The organism is Marivita sp. (assembly GCF_017643905.1).
Lineage (GTDB): Bacteria > Pseudomonadota > Alphaproteobacteria > Rhodobacterales > Rhodobacteraceae > Marivita.
Genome location: NZ_JAEPMO010000084.1, coordinates 1 through 20,583, shown reverse-complemented (window position 1 = coordinate 20,583; position 20,583 = coordinate 1). Strand labels below are relative to the sequence as shown.

At 60.7% G+C, this 20,583-nt stretch carries 19 protein-coding genes and 1 tRNA gene; 16 read left to right on the top strand and 4 right to left on the bottom strand.

Features of this window, described 5'->3' with window-relative positions:
• On the top strand, window positions 1–809 hold an 809-nt coding region (locus tag JJ869_RS14105; RefSeq protein WP_292268025.1), incomplete at its 5' end, for a DHHA1 domain-containing protein.
• 140 nt (window positions 810–949) lie between these two features.
• Window positions 950–1,024 (top strand) — tRNA-Glu (locus tag JJ869_RS14100).
• A 158-nt stretch (window positions 1,025–1,182) separates the two neighbouring features.
• Here the strand turns inward: JJ869_RS14100 and JJ869_RS14095 are convergent.
• A complete protein-coding gene (locus JJ869_RS14095) occupies window positions 1,183–2,067 on the bottom strand; it encodes an AraC family transcriptional regulator (protein WP_292268024.1) in 885 nt (294 codons plus the stop codon).
• Window positions 2,068–2,226: 159 nt separating this feature from the next.
• Here JJ869_RS14095 and JJ869_RS14090 point away from each other — a divergent pair, with 159 nt between their 5' ends.
• Window positions 2,227–3,096 (top strand): SDR family NAD(P)-dependent oxidoreductase, encoded by an 870-nt coding sequence (locus tag JJ869_RS14090; RefSeq protein WP_292268022.1) that lies wholly within the window; start codon window positions 2,227–2,229, stop codon window positions 3,094–3,096.
• Between the two features lie 12 nt (window positions 3,097–3,108).
• Window positions 3,109–3,918: an SDR family oxidoreductase gene (locus JJ869_RS14085; protein ID WP_292268020.1), complete on the top strand. Its 810-nt coding sequence runs from the start codon at window positions 3,109–3,111 to the stop codon at window positions 3,916–3,918.
• Between the two features lie 100 nt (window positions 3,919–4,018).
• Here JJ869_RS14085 and JJ869_RS14080 read toward each other — a convergent pair whose 3' ends face one another.
• On the bottom strand, window positions 4,019–4,936 hold the full coding sequence (locus JJ869_RS14080; protein ID WP_292268019.1) for an EamA family transporter: 918 nt from the start codon (window positions 4,934–4,936) through the stop codon (window positions 4,019–4,021).
• A 312-nt stretch (window positions 4,937–5,248) separates the two neighbouring features.
• Between JJ869_RS14080 and JJ869_RS14075 the strand changes: the two genes are divergently transcribed.
• Entirely contained in the window at window positions 5,249–6,016 is a 768-nt protein-coding gene (locus tag JJ869_RS14075) for an FCD domain-containing protein (RefSeq protein ID WP_292268018.1), read from the top strand.
• Here the strand turns inward: JJ869_RS14075 and JJ869_RS14070 are convergent, their stop codons facing one another.
• Window positions 6,017–6,688, bottom strand: a complete 672-nt coding sequence (locus JJ869_RS14070; protein WP_292268016.1) for a DUF1028 domain-containing protein — start codon at window positions 6,686–6,688, stop codon at window positions 6,017–6,019. It lies immediately after the preceding gene.
• Window positions 6,689–6,790: 102 nt separating this feature from the next.
• On the opposite strand from JJ869_RS14070, the gene JJ869_RS14065 reads away from it, so the two are divergent.
• The 6 genes from JJ869_RS14065 (at window position 6,791) to JJ869_RS14040 (ending at window position 15,068) form a co-directional block, all read left to right on the top strand.
• The gene (locus JJ869_RS14065; protein ID WP_292268014.1) at window positions 6,791–8,368 is read left to right on the top strand and encodes an ABC transporter substrate-binding protein; all 1,578 of its coding nucleotides are present in this window, start codon (window positions 6,791–6,793) and stop codon (window positions 8,366–8,368) included.
• Window positions 8,369–8,433: 65 nt separating this feature from the next.
• Window positions 8,434–9,381 (top strand): ABC transporter permease, encoded by a 948-nt coding sequence (locus tag JJ869_RS14060; RefSeq protein ID WP_292268012.1) that lies wholly within the window; start codon window positions 8,434–8,436, stop codon window positions 9,379–9,381.
• Window positions 9,378–11,258, top strand: a complete 1,881-nt coding sequence (locus JJ869_RS14055) for a dipeptide/oligopeptide/nickel ABC transporter permease/ATP-binding protein (RefSeq protein ID WP_292268010.1) — start codon at window positions 9,378–9,380, stop codon at window positions 11,256–11,258. Before JJ869_RS14060 ends, JJ869_RS14055 begins: the two co-directional genes overlap by 4 nt.
• Window positions 11,255–12,214 carry an oligopeptide/dipeptide ABC transporter ATP-binding protein gene (locus tag JJ869_RS14050; RefSeq protein ID WP_292268008.1) on the top strand — a complete coding sequence of 320 codons (960 nt, stop codon included), beginning with the start codon at window positions 11,255–11,257 and terminating at the stop codon, window positions 12,212–12,214. The genes JJ869_RS14055 and JJ869_RS14050 overlap by 4 nt, the downstream gene beginning before the upstream one ends.
• 157 nt (window positions 12,215–12,371) lie before the next feature.
• Window positions 12,372–13,760 carry a trypsin-like peptidase domain-containing protein gene (locus JJ869_RS14045; protein ID WP_292268027.1) on the top strand — a complete coding sequence of 463 codons (1,389 nt, stop codon included), beginning with the start codon at window positions 12,372–12,374 and terminating at the stop codon, window positions 13,758–13,760.
• Window positions 13,761–13,763: 3 nt separating this feature from the next.
• Entirely contained in the window at window positions 13,764–15,068 is a 1,305-nt protein-coding gene (locus tag JJ869_RS14040; protein WP_292268006.1) for a replication-associated recombination protein A, read from the top strand.
• Window positions 15,069–15,072: 4 nt separating this feature from the next.
• Here the strand turns inward: JJ869_RS14040 and JJ869_RS14035 are convergent, their stop codons facing one another.
• On the bottom strand, window positions 15,073–16,437 hold the full coding sequence (locus tag JJ869_RS14035; protein WP_292268005.1) for a multicopper oxidase family protein: 1,365 nt from the start codon (window positions 16,435–16,437) through the stop codon (window positions 15,073–15,075).
• Between the two features lie 102 nt (window positions 16,438–16,539).
• Here JJ869_RS14035 and crcB point away from each other — a divergent pair, with 102 nt between their 5' ends.
• From crcB to JJ869_RS14010, 5 genes are all read left to right on the top strand, one after another.
• A complete protein-coding gene (gene crcB / locus JJ869_RS14030) occupies window positions 16,540–16,920 on the top strand; it encodes a fluoride efflux transporter CrcB (RefSeq protein WP_292268004.1) in 381 nt (126 codons plus the stop codon).
• Window positions 16,917–17,960: an RluA family pseudouridine synthase gene (locus JJ869_RS14025; protein WP_292268003.1), complete on the top strand. Its 1,044-nt coding sequence runs from the start codon at window positions 16,917–16,919 to the stop codon at window positions 17,958–17,960. The genes crcB and JJ869_RS14025 overlap by 4 nt, the downstream gene beginning before the upstream one ends.
• Entirely contained in the window at window positions 17,960–18,643 is a 684-nt protein-coding gene (locus tag JJ869_RS14020; protein ID WP_292268001.1) for an HAD-IA family hydrolase, read from the top strand. The genes JJ869_RS14025 and JJ869_RS14020 overlap by 1 nt, the downstream gene beginning before the upstream one ends.
• Window positions 18,640–19,362: an ATP12 family protein gene (locus tag JJ869_RS14015; RefSeq protein ID WP_292268000.1), complete on the top strand. Its 723-nt coding sequence runs from the start codon at window positions 18,640–18,642 to the stop codon at window positions 19,360–19,362. The genes JJ869_RS14020 and JJ869_RS14015 overlap by 4 nt, the downstream gene beginning before the upstream one ends.
• Window positions 19,363–19,541: 179 nt before the next feature.
• On the top strand, window positions 19,542–20,561 hold the full coding sequence (locus JJ869_RS14010) for an amino acid ABC transporter substrate-binding protein (protein WP_292267999.1): 1,020 nt from the start codon (window positions 19,542–19,544) through the stop codon (window positions 20,559–20,561).
• Window positions 20,562–20,583: the final 22 nt, after the last annotated feature.

Below are 20,583 nucleotides of genomic sequence, written 5' to 3'. Positions count from 1 at the left end.
TGGCCACCATTGATCCCAACGAGGCCAGGTCCATCGCGGAACGGCTCGATGCGCTGAACACCGAACGGCGCGAGATCGAAGAGGCGGTGCGGGCGCAGGCGTTGGAGCAGGCCGAAGAGCGTGGCTTTGACGCGCCTTTGGTCTGGGCGGCAGGAGAAGGCTGGCATCCCGGTGTTGTCGGAATCGTCGCCTCGCGTCTCAAGGAGCGCACAAACCGCCCGTCCATCGTGATCGGGTTCGACGGGGACGCGGGCAAGGGGTCCGGACGATCCGTGAGCGGGATCGATCTGGGTGCCGCCATTCAGAAGCTTGCCGCCGAAGGACATCTGGAAAAAGGCGGTGGTCACAAGATGGCCGCCGGACTGTCCCTGTCGCGTGCGCAGGTGGAACCGGCCATGGCGCGCCTTGCCGCGATCCTCGCGAAACAGGGTGCGGATCAACTGGGCGCATCGGATCTGCGTCTGGACGGGCCGTTGATGCCTGGGGCTGCAACACCGGAGCTGGTCGACATGTTGGAACAGGCCGGACCCTTTGGGGCCGGGGCAGCGGCACCGCGATTTGCGTTCCCGGATATGCAGATCGGATTTGCAAAGCGGGTGGGCAGCGCGCACCTGAAGGTCAGTTTCGGGGACGGGCTTGGGGCACGGATCGACGCGATTTGCTTCGGCGCCTTCGACGGTCCTCTTGGTGCAGCGCTTGAACAACATGGTGGCGCTCGATTCCATTTGGCCGGGCGTCTGGAAATCAACGAATGGGGCGGTCGGCGTTCCGTGCAACTCCGCTTGGAGGATGCCGCACCTGCGCGCTGACCTTCTGGGTAAGTAATTGTCTTCAATGAAATTTTCTACCGGGAGCGTAATCTTTGGCGAAGCTGCAAAAAACCACAAAAACCTTCGAATTTCCACTTGCATGGCTCCGCGCCATTGCATAAACACCGCTCACCAAGAGTGGCCCGTTCGTCTATCGGTTAGGACGCCAGGTTTTCAACCTGGAAAGAGGGGTTCGATTCCCCTACGGGCTGCCACTTTTTCCCTTGAGAATTTGAGATTAAAGAGAAAAACGAACCCGTCGTTGGAATGTGCCATCGCAGTTCCGACAAGTCGGACTCTTTGGTCAGGTGTGACTTGGAATGGCGGGACGGCCCTGAATGGGATCGCAGACCGTTCTTGAACAGTGCTTTGCTTATTCCACCGCCAACGCGGCCCGATCCTGACGAGGTGAAAGGCCGAACTTGCGCGCGTATTCGCGCGAGAACTGGGCCGAGCTTTCGTAACCGACGCTAAAGGCGATCTGAGATACTTTGACAGACGAACTGTGCAGCGTGTCGCGCGCGTGCAGCAAGCGCAGGTCTTTTTGGTATTGCAGGGGCGACGTGCCGGTCACTGCCTTGAAATGCTCGAAAAAAGCTGAGGTGCTCATGCCGACCCGATCGGCGACTTCCCTGACAACTATGGTGCGCGACAAGTCCGATTGAATCTCGCGCGTTGCCTGGAAGATGCGGCTGGCGGTCGTCTCGTGCCGAAGAAGTTTTTGCAGCGCAGCGGTCTGGGGCCCGAGAAGCAGACGGGCGTGGATTTCCTCAAGGGTGATCGGGGCGAGCAATTGGCGCGTCTCGTGGTTTGCACATTGGTCGAGATACCGGATCAGCGCGTCCTGCATGGCGGGATCGGTTGGGCAAAGCGTGATGGAAAACGGGTCGCGGCCGCGCGTCCCCGGTGCAGGTGGCACTGCTGGCGCAAGGCCGCGCAGCACGTCGAGATCGAGCGGAAACACCAGCGCGACGTAGGGTGTTTTGGGGGTGGCATGGCTGATCCGTGAGACGACCGGCAGCGCGTGGCTGACAAGCAGCGATTGACCTGCTGCCACGGTCAGGCTGTGTGCGCCCGCGCTGACCTGCTTGGCGCCTTGCAGGACAAGGCACAAAAGCGGGCGATAAATAGTGGCCTGTTGCGGGCTGGGCGCGTCGAACCTCAGGAAATGCATCCCGCTTTCAGCATGGGCGAACCCACCCTGTAGTAATCCGGCTTCATCCATCAGCGCCACGGCGCGGTCCAGCAACGTTGTCATGTGGCTCTCCTTGTGCGGACCTCATAGCATGACAGGACCGTCTGGTGTGACGGATTATTCTGATCTTCGGAGTATCAGGCAAGTTTTTTGGACAAACGGGAAAGAACCGGCGACTGGCTCGGAGTATTGTCCTTGTATCACCAAGCAAGGACAGGACACATGGCAAAGGTTTTCATCACCGGGATCGCAGGTGGCTTTGGCCTGCCCACCGCAAGGGCGCTTATGGCACAGGGGCATCACGTGGCGGGCAGCGTCCGCAGCCGCTCGGGCCGCAACGCCGCCACCGTCGCTGCGCTTGAGGCCGAAGGAGCGCAGATCGTCGAGATGGACGTGACCGACACCGCCAGCACCGAGGCGGGCGTGGCCGGGGCCATTACCGCACTCGGCGGGCTGGACGTTCTGTTCAACAATGCCGGGATCGGATCCCATGGCATTCAGGAACTGATGTCGCCCGAGGACATGACCCGCGTTTTCGACGTCAATGTCACCGGCGTACAGCGCCTGATGCGCGCCGCCCTGCCGCATTTCCGGGCACAGGGGCGCGGGACGATCCTCTACACCTCCAGCCTGATCGGACGCATCGCGACGCCGTTTTACGGCACCTATTGCGCATCGAAATGGGCGCTGGAGGCGATGGTCGAATGCTACCGCACGGAACTTTCCGGTTTCGGCATCGAATCCTGCATCATCGAACCCGGCGCCATGCCGACAGCTTTCTTCGACGGCATGGTCACGCCAGATGATCCCGCGCGCGAGGCCGAGTATGGTGATTTCGCCGCCGTTCCAGCCATGTCCGCCCAAGGGCTGGCGCAGATGCTGGAGGCCACGCCCGACCAACGACCCGAACGCATCGCCGAGGCCGTAACCGCCCTGCTGGCGCTGCCCTTTGGTGAGAAACCCTTTCGCACGGTTGTCGATCACACCGGCGTCGGCCCCGAGATCGAGCGCTACAACATCACGCTGCATGATGTCACCCGCTCGGTCCTGACCAATTTCGGCATCGAAGAGATGCTGCGCCTCAACGCCTGAAGGAGTTTTCTCATGCCCACCATCCTCATCACCGGCGCGTCGTCCGGCATCGGCAAGGCCAGCGCCCTGCGCTTTCAGTCCGAAGGCTGGAACGTCATCGCCACCATGCGCGACCCAGTCGGGTCTGACCTTGCCCAACTGGACAACGTGTTGGTCACCCGGCTCGACGTGACCGACCCTGCCTCGATCAACGCGGCCGTCAGTGCAGGGATCGACCGCTTCGGTGCCATAGACGTCCTTCTGAACAACGCAGGCTACGGGGCCTACGGCCCGCTCGAAGCGTTTTCGACCGACCGCATCCGCCGCCAGTTCGACACCAATGTGATCGGGTTATTGGAGGTGACCAAAGCCGTGCTGCCGCATATGCGCACGCGCCGGTCGGGCACGATCGTCAACATTTCGTCCATCGGCGGGCAGATCACCTTTCCGTTGGGCGCACTCTATCATGGCACCAAGTTCGCTGTCGAAGGACTGTCCGAGGCGCTTCACTACGAGCTGGAGCCACTGGGCATTCGGGTGCGGATTGTCGAACCGGGAATGATCAAGACCGACTTCGGTGGGCGCTCTTTCGACTTTGCGATGGACGAAAGCCTGACCGATTATGCCCCCAGTGCCGAAGCGATGGGGCGGTTGTTTGGAAAGCTGGCGTCACACCCGTCTGCGCCCGAGGTCGTGGCCGACGTCATCTGGCAAGCCGCCAATTCACCCGACGACCAGCTGAGGTTTCGCGCCGGGCAAGACGCCACAGACCTGCTGGACCAGCGAAAGGCGCAGGACGACGCGACCTTCATCGGCAGCATCAAGGACTTGATGCGCGAATGAGAACCGGCGCATCGAAACGGCGCAATGTCCGCTTCGGTGTTCCGTTCTGTCAAAACGATTTGAACTGTCCAACGGTCCCTCGCGGCATGTTCGTTCCTTGCTAAGGTGCCGTGATGGGCGGTGGTTTTCGCCGCTTTCCCGAGAGCGCATTGCCCGCAATCGCCGCGAGCAGAACTGCGCCACCGATCAAGGTGTTCGCGCTCGCCGTCTCCCCAAGGAACAGCCACACCCAGATCGGACCAAGCAGGACCTCGGCCAAGGATAACAGGGCGAGTTCGGCGGCGGGGAGGCTGCGCGAACCGAGCGTATAGAGGATCAGACCGGCACCGACCTGGAACACGCCCATGCCCATGGCGATGCCGCCGTCATGTTGGCTCAGAACAACGGACAGCCCGAGGCCAAAGCAAATTGCCGATGTGATGACGATTGCGAAAAGGCCCGACAGGAAGACCGCTGGGAGCATTTCGCCGGTCCGGCCCCATCTCAGCGCCACGGTGAAGACGGCGAAACCGAAGGCCGATCCGAGCGCGGCCAGACTGCCTTTCAACGCGACGCCACCAGACTTGTCAGCGACCATGATCGCGATCCCGCCAATCGCAACGGCGATTGCAATCCAGGTTGCGGTGCGAACGGGTTCTCTCAACACGATCCATCCAAGCAGCGCGGCTATGAACGGAGCAGTCGCAAACAACAGCATGGCGTTTGCGACCGATGTGCTTTGAATCGCGTAGATGCCACCGGAATAAGCCGCGACCAGCGAAAGCCCGGCAATGACGACCGGGAAACCGACACGGCGGATCTGAACAAAGGGGCTTTCGCCGGACCGTACCCGGATAAAGATATAAAGGAACAGCGACATGCTGATCGATCGATAGAGCAGTATTTGCCAAACCACAGCGTCTTCGATCAGGCGAATGCCCAGACCAACAGTTGACCAAAGGATCCCCGCCGCAAAGACGAAGAGCACACCGTAACTGTCGGCATCCGCACGGGGAGGGGATGGCGCAATGAGTGTCATGTTCCCGAGGCTAGCGTGCAACCAAAGCCTGCGATCACTCATTTGCGACATGGGCCGGTGCGCCTCTGAGGGTCGAACTTGCCCTTCAGTCCTGCGGCCTTCATCCCTTTGGTGATGGGCTTCAGCGCGGTGCGAAGCCCTTGTCCTGCGGCCAAGCGCGACACGCGCTTTCCGGAGGTTGATGCGGTCGCGAGGCCTTGCAACGAGGTCGCGGCACGAGTTGCATATGTTACAATGGCCTTGAGTTTATCATGATGAATAGGTTTCTTGTGGGGCACGCCGCCCAAAGCGGCGCAGATCGAGAATGAGAATATGTCCGCCAAAGCAACTCCAGAGGCCAAGAACCACTCCCGACGGTCGCGCCCTTTGCGTGTTGCCGAAGAGATCAAGGATTGGGTGGTCGAGCGTGGGTTGCAGCCGGGCGACCGGCTTCCGGGCGAGGCAGAGCTGATCGAGCGGTTCGGCATGGCCAAGGGCACGATCCGCGAGGCCATGCGCCTTTTACAGGCTCAGGGGCTGGTGGACACCAAGACCGGTCCGGGTGGCGGAAGCTTTGTCGGTGAAGTGACGCGCGACCGGGCGGCAGCGCTGTTGGCAAATTATTTCTACTTTCGCGATGTGACCATCCACGACATCTATCAGGTCCGGATCGCGCTTGAACCTGAACTGGCGGCCAGTCTTGCGGGGAGTCTCACGGACGCGCAGATCGCGGATCTGGAGGCGATCATGCAGGAGTATGCCAACCCGGCATCGGATGCGCAGGAAGAGCGTCGCCAGCACGTGGCCTCGCTGCGATTCCATGCTCGGTTGTCAGACTTCGGAGGCAATGCGCTGCTGAGTTTCTTTATCGGGTTCATGGCGCAGATCCTGACCGATCTGACGGTGTACAAGCGGCTTTATGAGACGCCGAACCACGACCTGTGGCGCACGGGCCGTCAGCATCAGATCGACCTGATCGCAGCTTTGCGACGCGGAGACGCCGAGAAAGCGCGGGACATCATGCGCAGCCACATGGAAATGGCCTGTGAGCAAATGGAGACTCAAGAAGCGGTCGTGATGAAGCGCTTCATCGCCGAATGATCACGCGGTGAACGGGATCGCGCGCTCGGGGTCAGCCAGTGTCGGTAAATGGTTCACCCAATCGGCATAAAGGCCACTTGTTGCGCGGTCGTGCAGAAGGGCAAGAGCCGTCAACGGGTCCTCGGAATGGTCGATGCGCAAGCTCAGCGGCGGACGGTTTGCACTCACCACCAGGAGCGCCGCGGATAACAGCCCGCGACTGTCGCCTCCAACCGCCGCGGCGCGCTTCAGGGCATTGAGAAGACGCAGGTCCATCGTGCCGTCAAACGTCAGGAAGCCGTCAAGGCAGGCATCCAGAACCTCCTCTGAGGCCAACAGGTTTCCGGCAACAACAACGTTTGCTGCGTGACGCACGCCGGCAGTCTGAATGCTGTTGGCCCCGGTAAATGCCCCGGTGCCACCTGCCGGATCAAGAGCCGCCAGTTGACGTTCGTCACGGCCAGCGTCGGCTTCAACCACATGTCTGACGGCGGCCTCTGCCGTCTCGCCCGCGCGCATGCGCGTCAGAACATCCTGCCCCCACATCGTACTTGGAAGCGATCCCTGCGATGCCGAAAGTCCTGATTCGGCATCGCCGCGCAACACCCAGCCGCCGACGCACAGACTGCCGGTGGTCGCCGCGCCACCGTAAGTGCCTGATTTTTCGTCAAACGCGAGTATCGATATCGTCATAGCGGCCTCCGCTCAGTCTTGGACTTGAATTTATCATGAAAATTTGGCCTGATGCAATTTATCATGATAAATTTTAACTCACCAACAGGAGAAGAAGAAGTCATGTCGCTCTTTCATGTTACCCGCCAGGGCCTCATGGCTGCTGGCACGGCGCTTGCACTAACTTTGGGCGCGTTCAGCGGCGCCCATGCACAAACACCCCCCGGTGTACTTATTGTCGGGCAGATTGCAGAGCCAAAAGCACTGGACCCGGCCGCTGTCACGGCGGTGAACGATTTCCGCATCCTGATGAACATCTATGACGGGTTGGTGCGATACAAGGACGGCACACTCGAAGTCGAACCGGCGCTGGCCACAAGCTGGGATATCAGTGAAGATGGAACCGTCTACACATTCACGCTGCGCGAGGGCGTCACTTTCCATGACGGTTCGGCCTTCAATGCAGACGCGGTCAAGTTTAACTTCGATCGGATGCTGAACGAGGATCATCCGTATCACGACACCGGCCCGTTCCCACTGGCATTCTTCTTTTCTGGGGTGACGTCGACCGAAGTGGTTGATGACCTGACCGTGCGCTTCACGCTGGACGGGCCCTATGCCCCGTTCCTGTCGAACCTTGCCTATCCCACGGGTCTGATCGTGTCGCCCGCTGCGGTCGAGCAGCACGGAGCAGACTTCGGACGGAACCCGTCAGGGACCGGACCCTTCACCTTTGGCGAATGGCGCTCAAACGAGGCTGTCGTGATCGAGGCCAACCCGAATTACTGGGACGGTGCACCCGATCTGCAGGCCGTCGTGTTCCGTCCGATCACGGATGCAAACACCCGAACGGCAGAGATGCTGGCTGGCGGCATTGACCTGATGGTCGAAGTTCCGCCCGTAGCTCTGAGCGAGTTTCAGGGCGACACATATACCATACATGAGCAGGCCGGGCCGCATGTCTGGTTCCTGATCCTGAATGCCAAGGAAGGCCCCTTTGCCGACGTCCGCGTGCGGCAAGCCGCCAACTATGCGGTGAACAAGGAGGCGCTGGTCAATGAGGTGCTTGAAGGCACCGCAGAGGTAGCAGCGGGCCCCACACCGCCCGCGTTCGCGTGGGCTTATAACCCTGATCTGGAACCGTACCCCTATGATCCCGAAAAGGCGCGCGCATTGATTGCCGAAGCCGGCGCAGAGGGTGCTGAATTGACCTTCTTTGTCACCGAGGGCGGATCCGGGATGCTCGACCCGGTCGCCATGGGCACCGCGATCCAGGCCGACCTAGAAGCTGTGGGCTTTGACGTGAAGATCGAAACCTACGAATGGAACACATTCCTGGGTGAAGTGAACCCCGGCCTCGAAGGCAAGGCCGATATGGCCGAAATGGCATGGATGACCAACGACCCGGACACGCTTCCATTCCTTGCGCTCCGCACGGCAGCATGGCCGGATCAGGGTGGTTTCAACTCGGGCTACTACTCCAACCCCGAAGTGGACAAACTTCTGGAGGCGGCCCGCGTGGCCACCGACCAGGATGAACGCGCGCGTCTCTACAAAGAGATGCAGGTCATCGTGCAGGAAGACGCACCTTGGGTCTTTGTGGCGAACTGGAAGCAGAACGCAGTCACATCCGACAAGGTCGAGAACTTTGCACTGCAGCCCTCGTTCTTCCTGCTGCTGGACGACGTGGTTAAGAACTGATCCTCTCTGGCAAGGCGAGCTTTTGAGGCTGGCCTTGCCAACTTTTCCAGACCGAGAGGGCGATTTTGACCGGCTACATCCTCAAACGTCTCTTGTCGGCGATCCCGGTCCTGTTCGGGATCACAGTCATCGTCTTTCTGATCATGGCGATGATCCCCGGTGATCCGGCAACGGCGATCCTTGGCAACTTTGCCACGCCGGAGAATGTCGAAAAGCTCAACCGTGATCTGGGCTTGGGCAAGCCATTGGTTCAGCAATACTTCATCTGGCTCAGCAACATGTTGAGCGGCGATTTCGGAACATCCTTCGCGCTCAACCGCCCTGTGCTCGATGAGGTGCTGGAGCGCTTCAACGCCACGTTGGTCCTTGCGGGCACGGCTTTCGTCCTTTGCTCTTTTCTGGGTGTGATTGCTGGCGTGATCTCGGCGGCGAACCAATACGGGGCGGCTGACAAGGGAATTACGTTTGTCGTGCTGCTGGGCATCTCGATCCCATCCTTTTTCCTCGGCATGATGATGATCCTGTTTTTCGCGGTGAACCTGCGCTGGTTTCCGGTTTCGGGAATGTGGCCCATCTACGGAGATCGCACTCTCGGCGTGCTGCTCTCGCATCTTGCGATGCCTGCAACGGCCCTCGCCGTTGTCGCCACAGGCGTCATCGCGCGTCTGTCGCGTTCGGCCATGCTGGAAGTCCTGAGACAGGATTTTATCCGCACCGCGCGTGCCAAAGGTGTGCATGAGCGTGGTGTGATCTGGCGGCACGCGCTGAAGGCGGCGATGGTTTCGATCATCCCGGTCCTTGGTATCCAGGCCGGGTTCGTGCTGTCGGGTGCAGTCTATATCGAAATCGTCTTTCAGTGGCCCGGCGTGGGACGAATGCTGGTCGATGCGATTCTCAAACGGGACATCCTGATGGTGCAGGGTGGTGTGGTCTTCGTCGCCGCCTGCTACGTTCTGTTCAATATCGCCGTGGACGTCGCACAAAGCCTTCTTGATCCCAGGATCAAGACATGACGGCGTTCTTTGTTCTGCTTGCGCGGAACCGGCTTGCGCTTTTGGGCGGGATCGTTCTGGCGTGCGTGGTTTTCCTCGCACTGATCACACCAATCCTGCCTCTGGCCGATCCGGACGTCACGAATACATCAAACCGGTTTCAGCCGGTCTTTTTGGACGGGGCGCTACTCGGCACTGACCATCTGGGCCGCGATCTGCTGTCCCGCGTGATGTGGGGGACGCGCCTCTCACTTGCCGTGGGATTTGCCGCCGCCATCGCTGCGGCGACCATCGGTGCGGCCATCGGTATTATCGCCGGGTACTACGGGGGGCGGACGGACAACATCATCATGCGCGGTGTCGATATGCTGATGGCCTTTCCCTATATTCTGCTTGCGCTGGCCATCGTCGCAGCCCTTGGCCCCGGCCTGTTCAACGCGCTGATCGCGGTGGCCGCCGTGAACGTTCCATTCTTTGCGCGCAACATTCGTGGCATAACCGTCGGCATCGCAAACAAGGAATTCGTGGACGCGGCGCGCCTTGCGGGAATGTCGAACTCGCGGATTATCCTGTCTGAAATCCTGCCCAATGTGATCCCCGTGATCGTCATCGCCATGTCCACGACCATCGGCTGGATGATCCTCGAAACGGCCGGCCTGTCCTTCCTCGGCCTCGGCTCACAACCTCCACAAGCCGATCTGGGTTCTATGCTGGGTGAGGCGCGCTCCGCGCTCATCACCAATCCGCACACCTCGATCGTGCCGGGCATAATGATTCTGATCATCGTCATGTCGATCAACCTGCTGGGCGACGGGGTGCGTGATGCGCTCGATCCGCGTCTGAAATCCGGAGCTTTGTCCCGACCGATGGCGGCCACTCGGGTGGATCGCGCAGAGACACCTCCGGCGGCAAGCGGTGTCGGCTTGCTTGAGGTCAAGGCGCTGGAAACCCAGTTTCACGTCAAAAACCGCATCTATCGCGCGGTGGGCGGTGTGGACCTGCATGTCGAAAAGGGCGAATGCCTTGGCATCATCGGGGAAAGCGGGTCTGGCAAATCGGTGACCGCGCTTTCGATCATGGGGCTTGTCGCCTCACCGCCTGGTGTCATCACAGGAGGGGCGGCCTATTACGACGGTGAGGATCTGATCGGCGCGCCGTACCGCCGTCTGCGCGACATGCGCGGGCGAAACGTGTCGTATATTTTCCAGGACCCGCTTGCCACGCTGCATCCGCTGTACCGCGTTGGCGACCAGTTGATCGAGGCGATCCGGGCACATCGCCCCATCGGAAAGGCCGAGGGACGGGCCAAGGCGATCGAGTTGCTGAAAGCTGTCCGGATCCCAAACGCCGAAAAGCGTATCAATGACTATCCGCACGAGATGTCAGGAGGTATGCGCCAGCGGGTCGGCATCGCGATGGCGCTGGCCAACGACCCCGACATCATCATCGCGGATGAACCTACCACGGCGCTGGATGTCACTGTGCAAGCGCAGGTTTTGACGATCCTCGATGAATTGCGTCGCTCGCGCGGATTGGCGATTGTCTTCATCACGCATGATTTCGGTGTCGTCGCGCAGCTCTGCGACCGGGTCGCGGTGATGTACGCGGGAAGAATTGTTGAAGAGGGCGCGACCACGGACATCCTTGATGCGCCACGTCATCCGTACACCGCGCGCCTTATGGCCTGCGTGCCCGAGCTTGGCGGTGGCAAGCGGCGGCTTGAGGCTATTCCCGGTCTGCCACCCGTCGTCGACAAGCTGCCCGAAGGCTGTGCCTTTGCGGAGCGCTGCGACCGGGTGCAACCTGACTGCCGCAGCGGAGGCATTGCGCTGGTCCGGAAGGATGGTCGCGGGGTCAGGTGCGTTCACCCGGTGGACACGCGGGAGGCCGCTGAATGACCGACGCATTGAAGATCACGGATCTGTCCAAGACGTTCCCGGTGGGTCGTTCGCTTTTCGGCAACCCGACAGGCACAGTGAAAGCGGTTCATCCCCTGACCCTGACTGTTCTACAAGGTGAAACGCTTGGGATAGTGGGCGAGTCGGGATGTGGAAAATCAACACTCGCGCGGATGCTGGTCGGGCTGTTGGAACCCTCAACGGGACATATCGAGATCGAAGGCGCAGCGCTCGACAACGCCGACCCTGCAGAGTTCGGCAAACGCATCCAATACGTGTTTCAGGATCCGATTTCTTCTCTGAATCCGCGCAAGACCATTCGTCAGATCATGGAAGCGCCGCTCAAGCTGTTGCACAACATGCCCGCTGCCGAACGGAGCAGGCGGATCTCCGAGATTTTTGCCAGTGTGAACCTGCGCGAGGAATTTCTGGACCGGTACCCACACGAGTTTTCCGGCGGTCAGGCCCAGCGGATCGGGATTGCGCGCGCGCTGGCGGCGAAGGCGCGCATTCTCATCCTCGACGAACCTGTGTCGGCCCTCGACGTTTCGGTTCAGGCGCAGGTACTGAACCTTTTGGCGGACCTGCGACGCGAATTCGATCTGACCTATCTCTTCATCAGCCACGACCTCGCGGTGGTCGAAGCCGTGAGCGACCGGATCGCGGTTCTCTATTTCGGGTCAGTGGTTGAGGTCGGACCGGCGGAAGAGGTCTTTGCCGCGCCGAAACATCCCTACACGAAACTTCTTGCCGATAGCGCGCCCGTGGTCGGCCGCCCGCTGACCGCACCCGAGGCGGAAGGCACCGAACTGCCGGACCCCCTGAACCCTCCATCCGGTTGCGCCTTTGCCGCGCGCTGTCCGAACGCGACAGACAAGTGCAGGTCGGAAACGCCACGGCTCGCACCCCTTGGAAAAGGGACGACCGTCGCGTGCTTCCATCCGATCTTGGACTAGGTCCAGGCGGAAGAAGGACGGCGATTGCCATCGAAAAACCGCCGGACACCACAAAGCACACCAGTCCTGACGCCAGCCCGCATGTCCCTACTTTCAGCGATAGACAAGCAGACTTGCAAAACCCGCAGTCCGGCGACATATCCACGCCATGGCTGGGATCAGAATTCTTTGTATCGTCATAATTAGCCTGATTGCGGGGCAGGGGATCGCGCAGTCTGACAGCGCTCCACGCGTGCCAAAGTCTGCGGCCGAGATCAGCCTGTCCTTTGCTCCTCTCGTCAAGGAAGCAGCACCTGCCGTGGTGAACATCTATGCCCGTCGCGTCGTTCAAACGCGGCGCAGTCCGTTCGATGGGGATCCCTTCTTTGGTGGGCTGTTCCGCGATTTTGGCGCGCCGCGTCCACGTGTGCAGAACTCGCTGGGTTCCGGTGTGATCGTGTCCCCCGATGGGTTCGTGGTGTCGAACCATCACGTTGTCGGTCAAGCTGATGACATCCGGGTCGTGTTGAACGATCGCCGCGAATATCAGGCGCGCGTTTTGATCGGGGACGAGGAATCCGACCTTGCCATTCTCAAGATCGATGCCGAGAACATGCCGTTTCTCGAACTCCGGGACAGTGACACGGTCGAGGTGGGAGAGCTTGTCCTCGCCATCGGAAATCTCTTCGGCGTGGGGCAGACAGTGTCGTCGGGTATCGTGTCGGGCCTTGCCCGGTCGGGAACCGCAACCGGCAACGCGCGGGGCTATTTCATTCAGACGGATGCCCCGATCAATCCCGGTAATTCCGGTGGGGCGCTGATCGACATTGCCGGGCGAATGATCGGGATCAACACGTCGATCCTGACCCGGTCCGGTGGATCGAACGGGATCGGATTTGCAATTCCTGCAGCCCTTGTCGCCGAATTTCTGGATCAGGCCCGCGACGGCAAGACCCGTTTTGAGCGCCCGTGGGCCGGAGCAACCGGTCAGCCGGTGGATGCGGATCTGTCCGATGGCCTTGGCCTCTCGCGGCCCGAAGGGGTTGTGATCACCGCTCTGCATCCGGCCAGCCCCTTGGCGACTGCCGGGATCGAGGTGGGCGATGTGGTGGTCGAAGTGGCCGGGCAACCGGTGAACACCCCTGCCGAGATGCTGTTTCGGATGTCCGTCCGTGGATTGGGCGAAGACGTCGACATGATGTTCATTCGCGGCGGAGAGCCCTTGCGCACCAAGGTAGGCCTGATCTCGCCACCCGACGATCCTCCCCGGAACGCGCAGCGTCTTGGCGACCGTGATGTTCTGGCTGGTCTGCAAGTCGCGCGGATCAACCCGGCGGTGACGGCTGAGCTTGGTCTGCCTTTGAACAAGGATGGCGTGGTTGTGATCGAACCGGGACCGTTGGGGCGTCGCGTCGGGCTTCAGACAGGCGATGTAATCCGCCGGGTGGACCGCTTCGTGATCCAGTCGCCATCGGATGTTGGCCCGGCCCTCAGACAGGCCGCCCCGAACGTGTCCATTGAAGCAGAGCGCGGCGGGCAGCGCCTGATCCTGCGGTTCCGGGCCTGATCTGTGGCGGATCTGTTCGATACAGGTGATACGGCGAAAGAGGCACCACGGCCACTGGCAGACCGCTTGCGCCCGCGCAAACTGTCAGACGTGATCGGCCAATCGCAGGTCATTGGCCCGGATGCACCTCTGACCGTGATGTTTGAGGCGGGCAGCCTTGGATCGGTGATCTTCTGGGGACCGCCGGGGGTCGGCAAGACCACGATTGCGCGCCTGCTTGCGGATGAGACCGATCTGCATTTTGTTCAGATCAGTGCGATTTTCTCGGGTGTGCCCGAATTGCGCAAGGTGTTCGACGCGGCCAAGCAACGGCGCAAGGCGGGGCAGGGCACTCTGCTGTTCGTGGACGAGATCCACCGTTTCAACAAGGCGCAGCAGGACGGGTTCCTGCCGCACATGGAAGACGGCACCATCCTGCTGGTCGGGGCGACAACAGAAAACCCGTCCTTCGAGTTGAACGCCGCTTTGCTCAGCCGGGCGCAGGTTCTGGTTCTGGAACGTCTCGACCTTGCCGATCTGGAACGTCTTGCCCAGCGGGCCGAGGTCGAATTGGGCCGGACTTTGCCGCTGGATGGTCCGGCGCGGGAAAACCTGCTCGAGATGGTCGATGGTGACGGTCGCGCTCTGCTGAACCTCGTCGAACAGGTCATGGCTTGGCATGTCGACAAACCGCTGGACAGCGCGGCACTCGGTCAGCGTTTGATGAAACGTGCAGCGCAATACGACAAATCGGGGGATGCGCATTACAACCTGATTTCCGCGCTGCACAAATCGGTACGCGGGTCGGACCCTGATGCGGCGCTTTATTGGTTCGCGCGGATGCTCGATGCAGGCGAGGACCCGCGCTACCTTGCCCGCCGCATCACCCGCATGGCGGTGGAGGATATCGGGCTGGCAGATCCGCAGGCGCAGGCCATTTGCCTGCAAAGCTGGGAAACCTTTGAACGGTTGGGCAGCCCCGAAGGCGAATTGGCCATCGCGCAGGCGCTTGTCTATATCGCCCTCGCGCCAAAATCGAATGCAGTCTACGTGGCCTACAAGGCGGCGCGGGCCGCGGCCAAGAAGACCGGATCACTGGTGCCACCCAAGCATATCCTGAATGCGCCTACGAAGCTGATGAAGGATCAAGGCTATGGGTCGGGATACGCCTATGACCACGACGCTGATGACGGGTTTTCGGGGCAGGATTATTTCCCAGACTCGATGGGGCGCACTGAATTCTACGCGCCCGTGGAACGCGGATTCGAGCGCGACCTGAAAAAGCGTGTCGAGTATTTCGCCAAACTTCGTGCCAAACGAAACGGTTGATCTGTCAAGCAGACACTCGGATCCATGTTCCCATACCGCCCTGATGGTGCGCCAGCATATGACAGTGAAACAGCCAATTCCCCGGATTATGCGCCTGGAACGCGATCTCTCGAGTCTCTTGCGGGTTGAGCAAGATCGTATCACGCAACGGGCCAAGTGATCCATCGGCCAAAACTTCCGAGAAATGCATCCCGTGCAAGTGCATGCCGTGAGGGAAGGCCGTGTTGTTGGCCATCCCGATCCGCGCGCTTTCGCCAAGCGACAGGTCCAGCAACGGTGTTTCCGGTCGGCCCGCCACGCCGTTCAACGCCCAAAAGAGACCACGTCCGGCAAGCTCTCGAGCGCCCAGTTCCTGTCCATCGACACGGGCGGCGCGCATGCCACCCATGGCCCCGCCTTCGATCAACAGCGTCGCCGTGCGGGCATTCGCCAGATCAATCGGAAAATCCGGGTTTGGCGGCAAGAGCGGCCGCTCCGACCGCGTTGCTTTGGACGGACCGGAGACCGGGAAATGCGCGATGGCATAGCCACCGTCGCGCTCGAACGTGATCAGAAACGCCTCTTCATCGTCGGTTGTCACATCGACAATCAGGTCGACGCGCTGCGCAGGGGCAAGAATTAGCTCTTCGGGCAGGACTTGCGGGTCTTTCAGCGGCATGCCGTCCAGCGCAACGATAGAACCATCAAACCCTTGCATTCCAACGGTAAAAACCCGCGCATTGGCGGCGTTGATCAACCGAAGTCGCACCCGTTCGCCGCGTTTCACAGGATAAGCCGGGTCGATCTGCCCATTCGCGACCCAGAGATTGCCGATCCGCCCAGCATGGCTGAGATCATGGAAATTGTCGAAGGCAGACAGGCTGCCATCCTGTTCCAGCCGAATGTCGTCGATCATCAGGGTGATGTCTTGATCCACGTCGGGTGGATCAGTCTCGTCGATGATCAGCGGGCCGTAAAGCCCACGTTCGATCTGTTCCATGCTCTTGGCATGGCTATGATACCAATAAGTGCCAGCATCTGGCAGGGCAAATTCATAGTCAAAGGATGCGCCCTCGCCGATCGGGGCTTGCGTCAGTCCGGGTACGCCATCCATCGCATTTTCCAGTCTAAGACCGTGCCAGTGCACCGAGGTCGGCTGCGGCAGCTGGTTTTCCACGGTGACGCCAAGCCGGTCGCCTTGCCGGGCACGTAGCGCGGTGCCGGGAAAAGACGCACCGAAGCTCCACATCTCGGTATCGGGATAGCCGACGGGCAGGATCTGCTGACGGTGCGCGGCTGCGATCAGCCTGATCGAAGACGGTTGTGCAAAGCTGAGGCCCGGATGAAGGCCGACCGCTGCAAGACTGCCCAGAAACTGACGACGCCGCATATCGGCTCCTTTGATGATCTCGCGGAAAACCTTAGTCGGCACGCGGCAAAGAGCAATGGCGCATTGCTTGACATCCTAGAGACGCCGCGCGACAGAGCCTGAATGTTGACAACCTTTTCCCTTGTGGCCCTTGGCGGCGCGATTGGTGCATCCCTCCGGTACGCCGCCGGTATGGGCATTGTGCGCGTTTTCGGTCAGGGCGACTTTCCGGTGGCGATCCTTGCCGTGAACATCCTCGGCTCGTTCCTAATGGGCACGTTTGTCGTGGCAGCCGCCCATCGTGGACTGACGCATCTATCGCCATTTGTCATGACAGGTGTTCTGGGCGGGTTCACAACGTTTTCTGCCTTCTCGCTTGAAACCATGACGCTGATCGAACGGGGGCAGGCTGGGTCAGCCATGCTATATGTCATTCTGTCGGTTGGGCTTTCGGTCGGCGGTTTGGCTCTGGGCCTATTTCTGGCGCGGGGTATTTTTGCATGAGCCAAGTTCAGATCATCACGGTTGGACCGGGGGATTCCGATCAGCGTCTTGACCGCTGGCTGAAGCGCCTGTTCCCCCATCTCGCGCAGGGCCGGATCGAGAAGATGTGCCGGAAGGGCGAAGTGCGTGTCGACGGCGGCCGCGTGAAGGCCAGCACCCGCCTTTCCACGGGGCAGGAAGTGCGGATCCCGCCACTCCCCACGCCCGGAGAGGTGGAGTCCCGTCCCAAGCCAAGTGTGTCCGACAAAGATGCCGCGATGATGAAATCGCTGGTCCTCTACAAAGATGATCACGTAATCGCGTTGAACAAGCCGCCGGGTCTGCCGACCCAAGGCGGCAGCAAGCAAACCCGCCATGTCGACGGGCTCGCCGAGGCGCTGACCTTTGGGTTTGGCGAAAAGCCCCGGCTGGTGCATCGCCTCGACAAGGACACCTCGGGTGTTCTGCTGCTGGCCCGCACACGGGCTGTCGCAGGGGCGCTGACCGAGGCGTTCCGGGCACGGGAAACGCGCAAGATCTACTGGGCGGCTGTGGCAGGTGTTCCGTTTCCGCAGATGGGCACGATCAAGTTCGGGCTGGTTAAGGCACCGGGCCACGGGGCAGGCGGTGAGAACGAGAAAATGCGGGCGGTGCATCCCAAGGATGTCGCCACCACCGAAGGCGCAAAGCACGCCACAACGGATTACGCTGTGCTCAGCGCATTGGCCAAACGCGCAGCGTGGGTTGCCATGGTGCCAATCACCGGGCGGACCCACCAATTGCGCGCACATATGGCCGAGCTTGGGCATCCCATCATCGGGGATGGCAAATACGGCGGTTCCGGTCAGGAGAACCTTGGCGATGGCTGGGGCGCAATGCTGGGCGGTGGGATCAGCCGCAAGCTGCATCTGCACGCCCGGTCCATCACGATCAAACACCCTGTCACTGGCGCGAAGCTGACGATCACCGCTCCGCTGCCCGAGCATATGGAACGCACGTGGGAATTCCTCCAATGGGATCCGCGCGATGTGCCGGCCGATCCGTTCGAGGAAATGGAATAATGCCCGAAGCCCTGCGGCTCGTGGTGTTTGACGTGGATGGGACGCTGATGGACAGTCGGGCCCATATCGTCGAGGCGATGGAAGACGCTTTCACCGGGCTCGGCATCGCGCCGCCGACACGCGCCGCGGTGCTGCATGGTGTGGGGTTGTCCTTGCCCGAACTGATGGCTCAGCTTGTGCCGGACCAGCCTTTACACATTCAGAGCGCCCTTGCTGACGGTTACAAATCTGCGTCGTTCGCTCGGCACGTGGCGGGTGGCGACGGGGCAAAAGCGATCTTCTTTCCCGGCATCCGTGATGTTTTGGATCAGTTGCGCGCGGACGATTTCACCTTGATGGCGACGGCCACGGGCATGTCGCGTCGGGGGCTTGATCGCATCATCGAACAACATGGGCTCGAGGGGTATTTCCAATCGACCCAAGTCGCGGACACACACCCGTCCAAACCGCATCCGTCCATGCTCTACGCAGCGCTGGGCGACACGGGCGTTGCGCCGCGAAATGCGGTCATGATTGGCGACACCAGCTACGACATGATAATGGCCAAGGCGGCGGGCACCCATGCCATTGGCGTCACATGGGGCAACCATCCCCCCGAATACCTTGCGGATGCGGACGTGATCGTGGACACCACGGATGAATTGATGACAGCACTGGCAACCTGGATCGAGGACCTTGCATGAGTGAATGGGCTCCGAAACGCTTTTGGAAATCCGCTGACACGCAGGCGACCGAGGATGGCTTTGGTATCCTGCTGGGTGGGCGCCCGGTGCGCACTCCGGCCAAGGCCGTCCTGTCCGTACCAAGCCTTGCCATCGCCCAAAGCATTGCAGCGGAATTCGACGCTCAGGAAGACCGGATCGACCCCCGGACGATGCCCTTTACCCGAACCGCAAATGCCGCCGTCGACAAAGTGGCGATCCAGCACACAGAAGTGGCAGACATGCTGGCCGACTACGGTGACAGCGACTTGTTGTGTTACCGAGCAGAGGCTCCTGACGACCTTGTCGCGCGTCAGTCCACCTCATGGGACCCGCTTCTGGACTGGGCCGACTCGGTGCTGGGCGCGCGATTGGAGACCCGAGTCGGTGTCATGCACGCATCTCAGGACCCCGCTGCACTGTCCAAACTTCGTCAAAACGTGCATGAGATGAATAATTTCGAACTCGCCGCGTTCCACGATCTGGTCGCGATCAGCGGATCGCTCGTCATCGGGTTTGCCGCAAAAGCCGATTTCATGCCTGCGGAAGAGCTTTGGCTAACGTCCCGTGTCGACGAGATTTGGCAACAGGAACAATGGGGCGAAGACGAAGAAGCCGCCGAGATGGCCCAACATAAGAAGGCCGCGTTTCTGCACGCCAGCGATTTCCTGCGATTGTTGCATCAGCAAACGCCGCGCTGACGCCGGGTAAACTGCGGCTTTGTGATCAAAAATAGGCTATTCGCCTTGACCTTCGCAGATGAATCCTCACAAAATCCATGCCATCGCGAGTGGGGGGTTCCCTACTTTCGTCGTATGGGCGCTAAATGCGTTCGTCAGAAACCGTGCCGATAGGCACGGACTAACAGGAAGAGGTAAACATGAAAAAAATTGCAATTCTTGGCGCGATGACCGTTGCCGGCCTTTCGGCTGGTGTAGCGTCTGCTGCCACGCTTGACGACGTTAAGGCACGCGGCAAGCTGAACTGCGGCGTGACGACCGGTCTCGTCGGTTTTGCAGCGCCGAATGCAAATGGCGAATGGGAAGGCTTTGACGTCGGCGTCTGCCGTGCCGTCGCCGCTGCCGTTCTCGGCGATCCGACCGCGGTCGAATTCGTACCGACGACAGGCAAGACCCGCTTTACAGCGCTGGCATCCGGCGAGATTGATCTACTGGCCCGCAACACCACGTGGACTTTCTCGCGCGACGTCGACCTTGGCTTCGAATTCGTAGGCATCAACTACTACGACGGTCAGGGCTTCATGGTCCCGAAAGCGCTCGGCGTCTCGTCGGCCAAGGAACTTGATGGCGCAACCGTCTGCATCCAGACCGGCACCACAACCGAGCTGAACCTTGCGGACTTCTTCCGCGCCAACAACATCAGCTACGAGCCGGTTCCGATCGAAACCAACGCTGAAGCACAGCCGCTCTACCTCGAAGGTGCGTGCGACGTGTACACGACAGACGCGTCCGGCCTTGCTGCGACACGCGCTGCGTTCGAAAACCCGGGTGACCACGTGGTCCTGCCGGAAATCATCTCGAAAGAGCCGCTTGGCCCGCTCGTCCGTCACGGCGACAACCAGTGGGGTGACATCGCCCGCTGGACGCTGAACGCACTGATCGCTGCTGAAGAGCTCGGCATCACGTCCGCAAACGTGGCCGAACTGGCATCGGCTCCGGGCAGCAACCCGGAAATCAACCGTCTGCTTGGCACCGAAGGCACGCTTGGCGCGATGCTGGGTCTCGAAGCTGACTGGGCTGTCAAGGCCATCATGGCAGGCGGCAACTACGGTGAACTGTTTGAAAAGAACATCGGTGAGAACACGCCGATCGGTCTGGCGCGCGGCCTGAACGCGCTGTGGACCGAAGGCGGTCTGCTCTACACGCCGCCGTTCCGCTAAAGCACTGACTACGGAAAAGGGC

Coding starts and splice junctions, on each gene's coding strand:
- JJ869_RS14095 (WP_292268024.1), bottom strand. CDS start 2,067: ATGACAACGTTGCTGGACCGCGCCGTGGCGCTGATGGATGAAGCCGGA.
- JJ869_RS14090 (WP_292268022.1), top strand. CDS start 2,227: ATGGCAAAGGTTTTCATCACCGGGATCGCAGGTGGCTTTGGCCTGCCC.
- JJ869_RS14085 (WP_292268020.1), top strand. CDS start 3,109: ATGCCCACCATCCTCATCACCGGCGCGTCGTCCGGCATCGGCAAGGCC.
- JJ869_RS14080 (WP_292268019.1), bottom strand. CDS start 4,936: ATGACACTCATTGCGCCATCCCCTCCCCGTGCGGATGCCGACAGTTAC.
- JJ869_RS14075 (WP_292268018.1), top strand. CDS start 5,249: ATGTCCGCCAAAGCAACTCCAGAGGCCAAGAACCACTCCCGACGGTCG.
- JJ869_RS14070 (WP_292268016.1), bottom strand. CDS start 6,688: ATGACGATATCGATACTCGCGTTTGACGAAAAATCAGGCACTTACGGT.
- JJ869_RS14065 (WP_292268014.1), top strand. CDS start 6,791: ATGTCGCTCTTTCATGTTACCCGCCAGGGCCTCATGGCTGCTGGCACG.
- JJ869_RS14055 (WP_292268010.1), top strand. CDS start 9,378: ATGACGGCGTTCTTTGTTCTGCTTGCGCGGAACCGGCTTGCGCTTTTG.
- JJ869_RS14050 (WP_292268008.1), top strand. CDS start 11,255: ATGACCGACGCATTGAAGATCACGGATCTGTCCAAGACGTTCCCGGTG.
- JJ869_RS14035 (WP_292268005.1), bottom strand. CDS start 16,437: ATGCGGCGTCGTCAGTTTCTGGGCAGTCTTGCAGCGGTCGGCCTTCAT.
- crcB (WP_292268004.1), top strand. CDS start 16,540: ATGTTGACAACCTTTTCCCTTGTGGCCCTTGGCGGCGCGATTGGTGCA.
- JJ869_RS14025 (WP_292268003.1), top strand. CDS start 16,917: ATGAGCCAAGTTCAGATCATCACGGTTGGACCGGGGGATTCCGATCAG.
- JJ869_RS14020 (WP_292268001.1), top strand. CDS start 17,960: ATGCCCGAAGCCCTGCGGCTCGTGGTGTTTGACGTGGATGGGACGCTG.
- JJ869_RS14015 (WP_292268000.1), top strand. CDS start 18,640: ATGAGTGAATGGGCTCCGAAACGCTTTTGGAAATCCGCTGACACGCAG.
- JJ869_RS14010 (WP_292267999.1), top strand. CDS start 19,542: ATGAAAAAAATTGCAATTCTTGGCGCGATGACCGTTGCCGGCCTTTCG.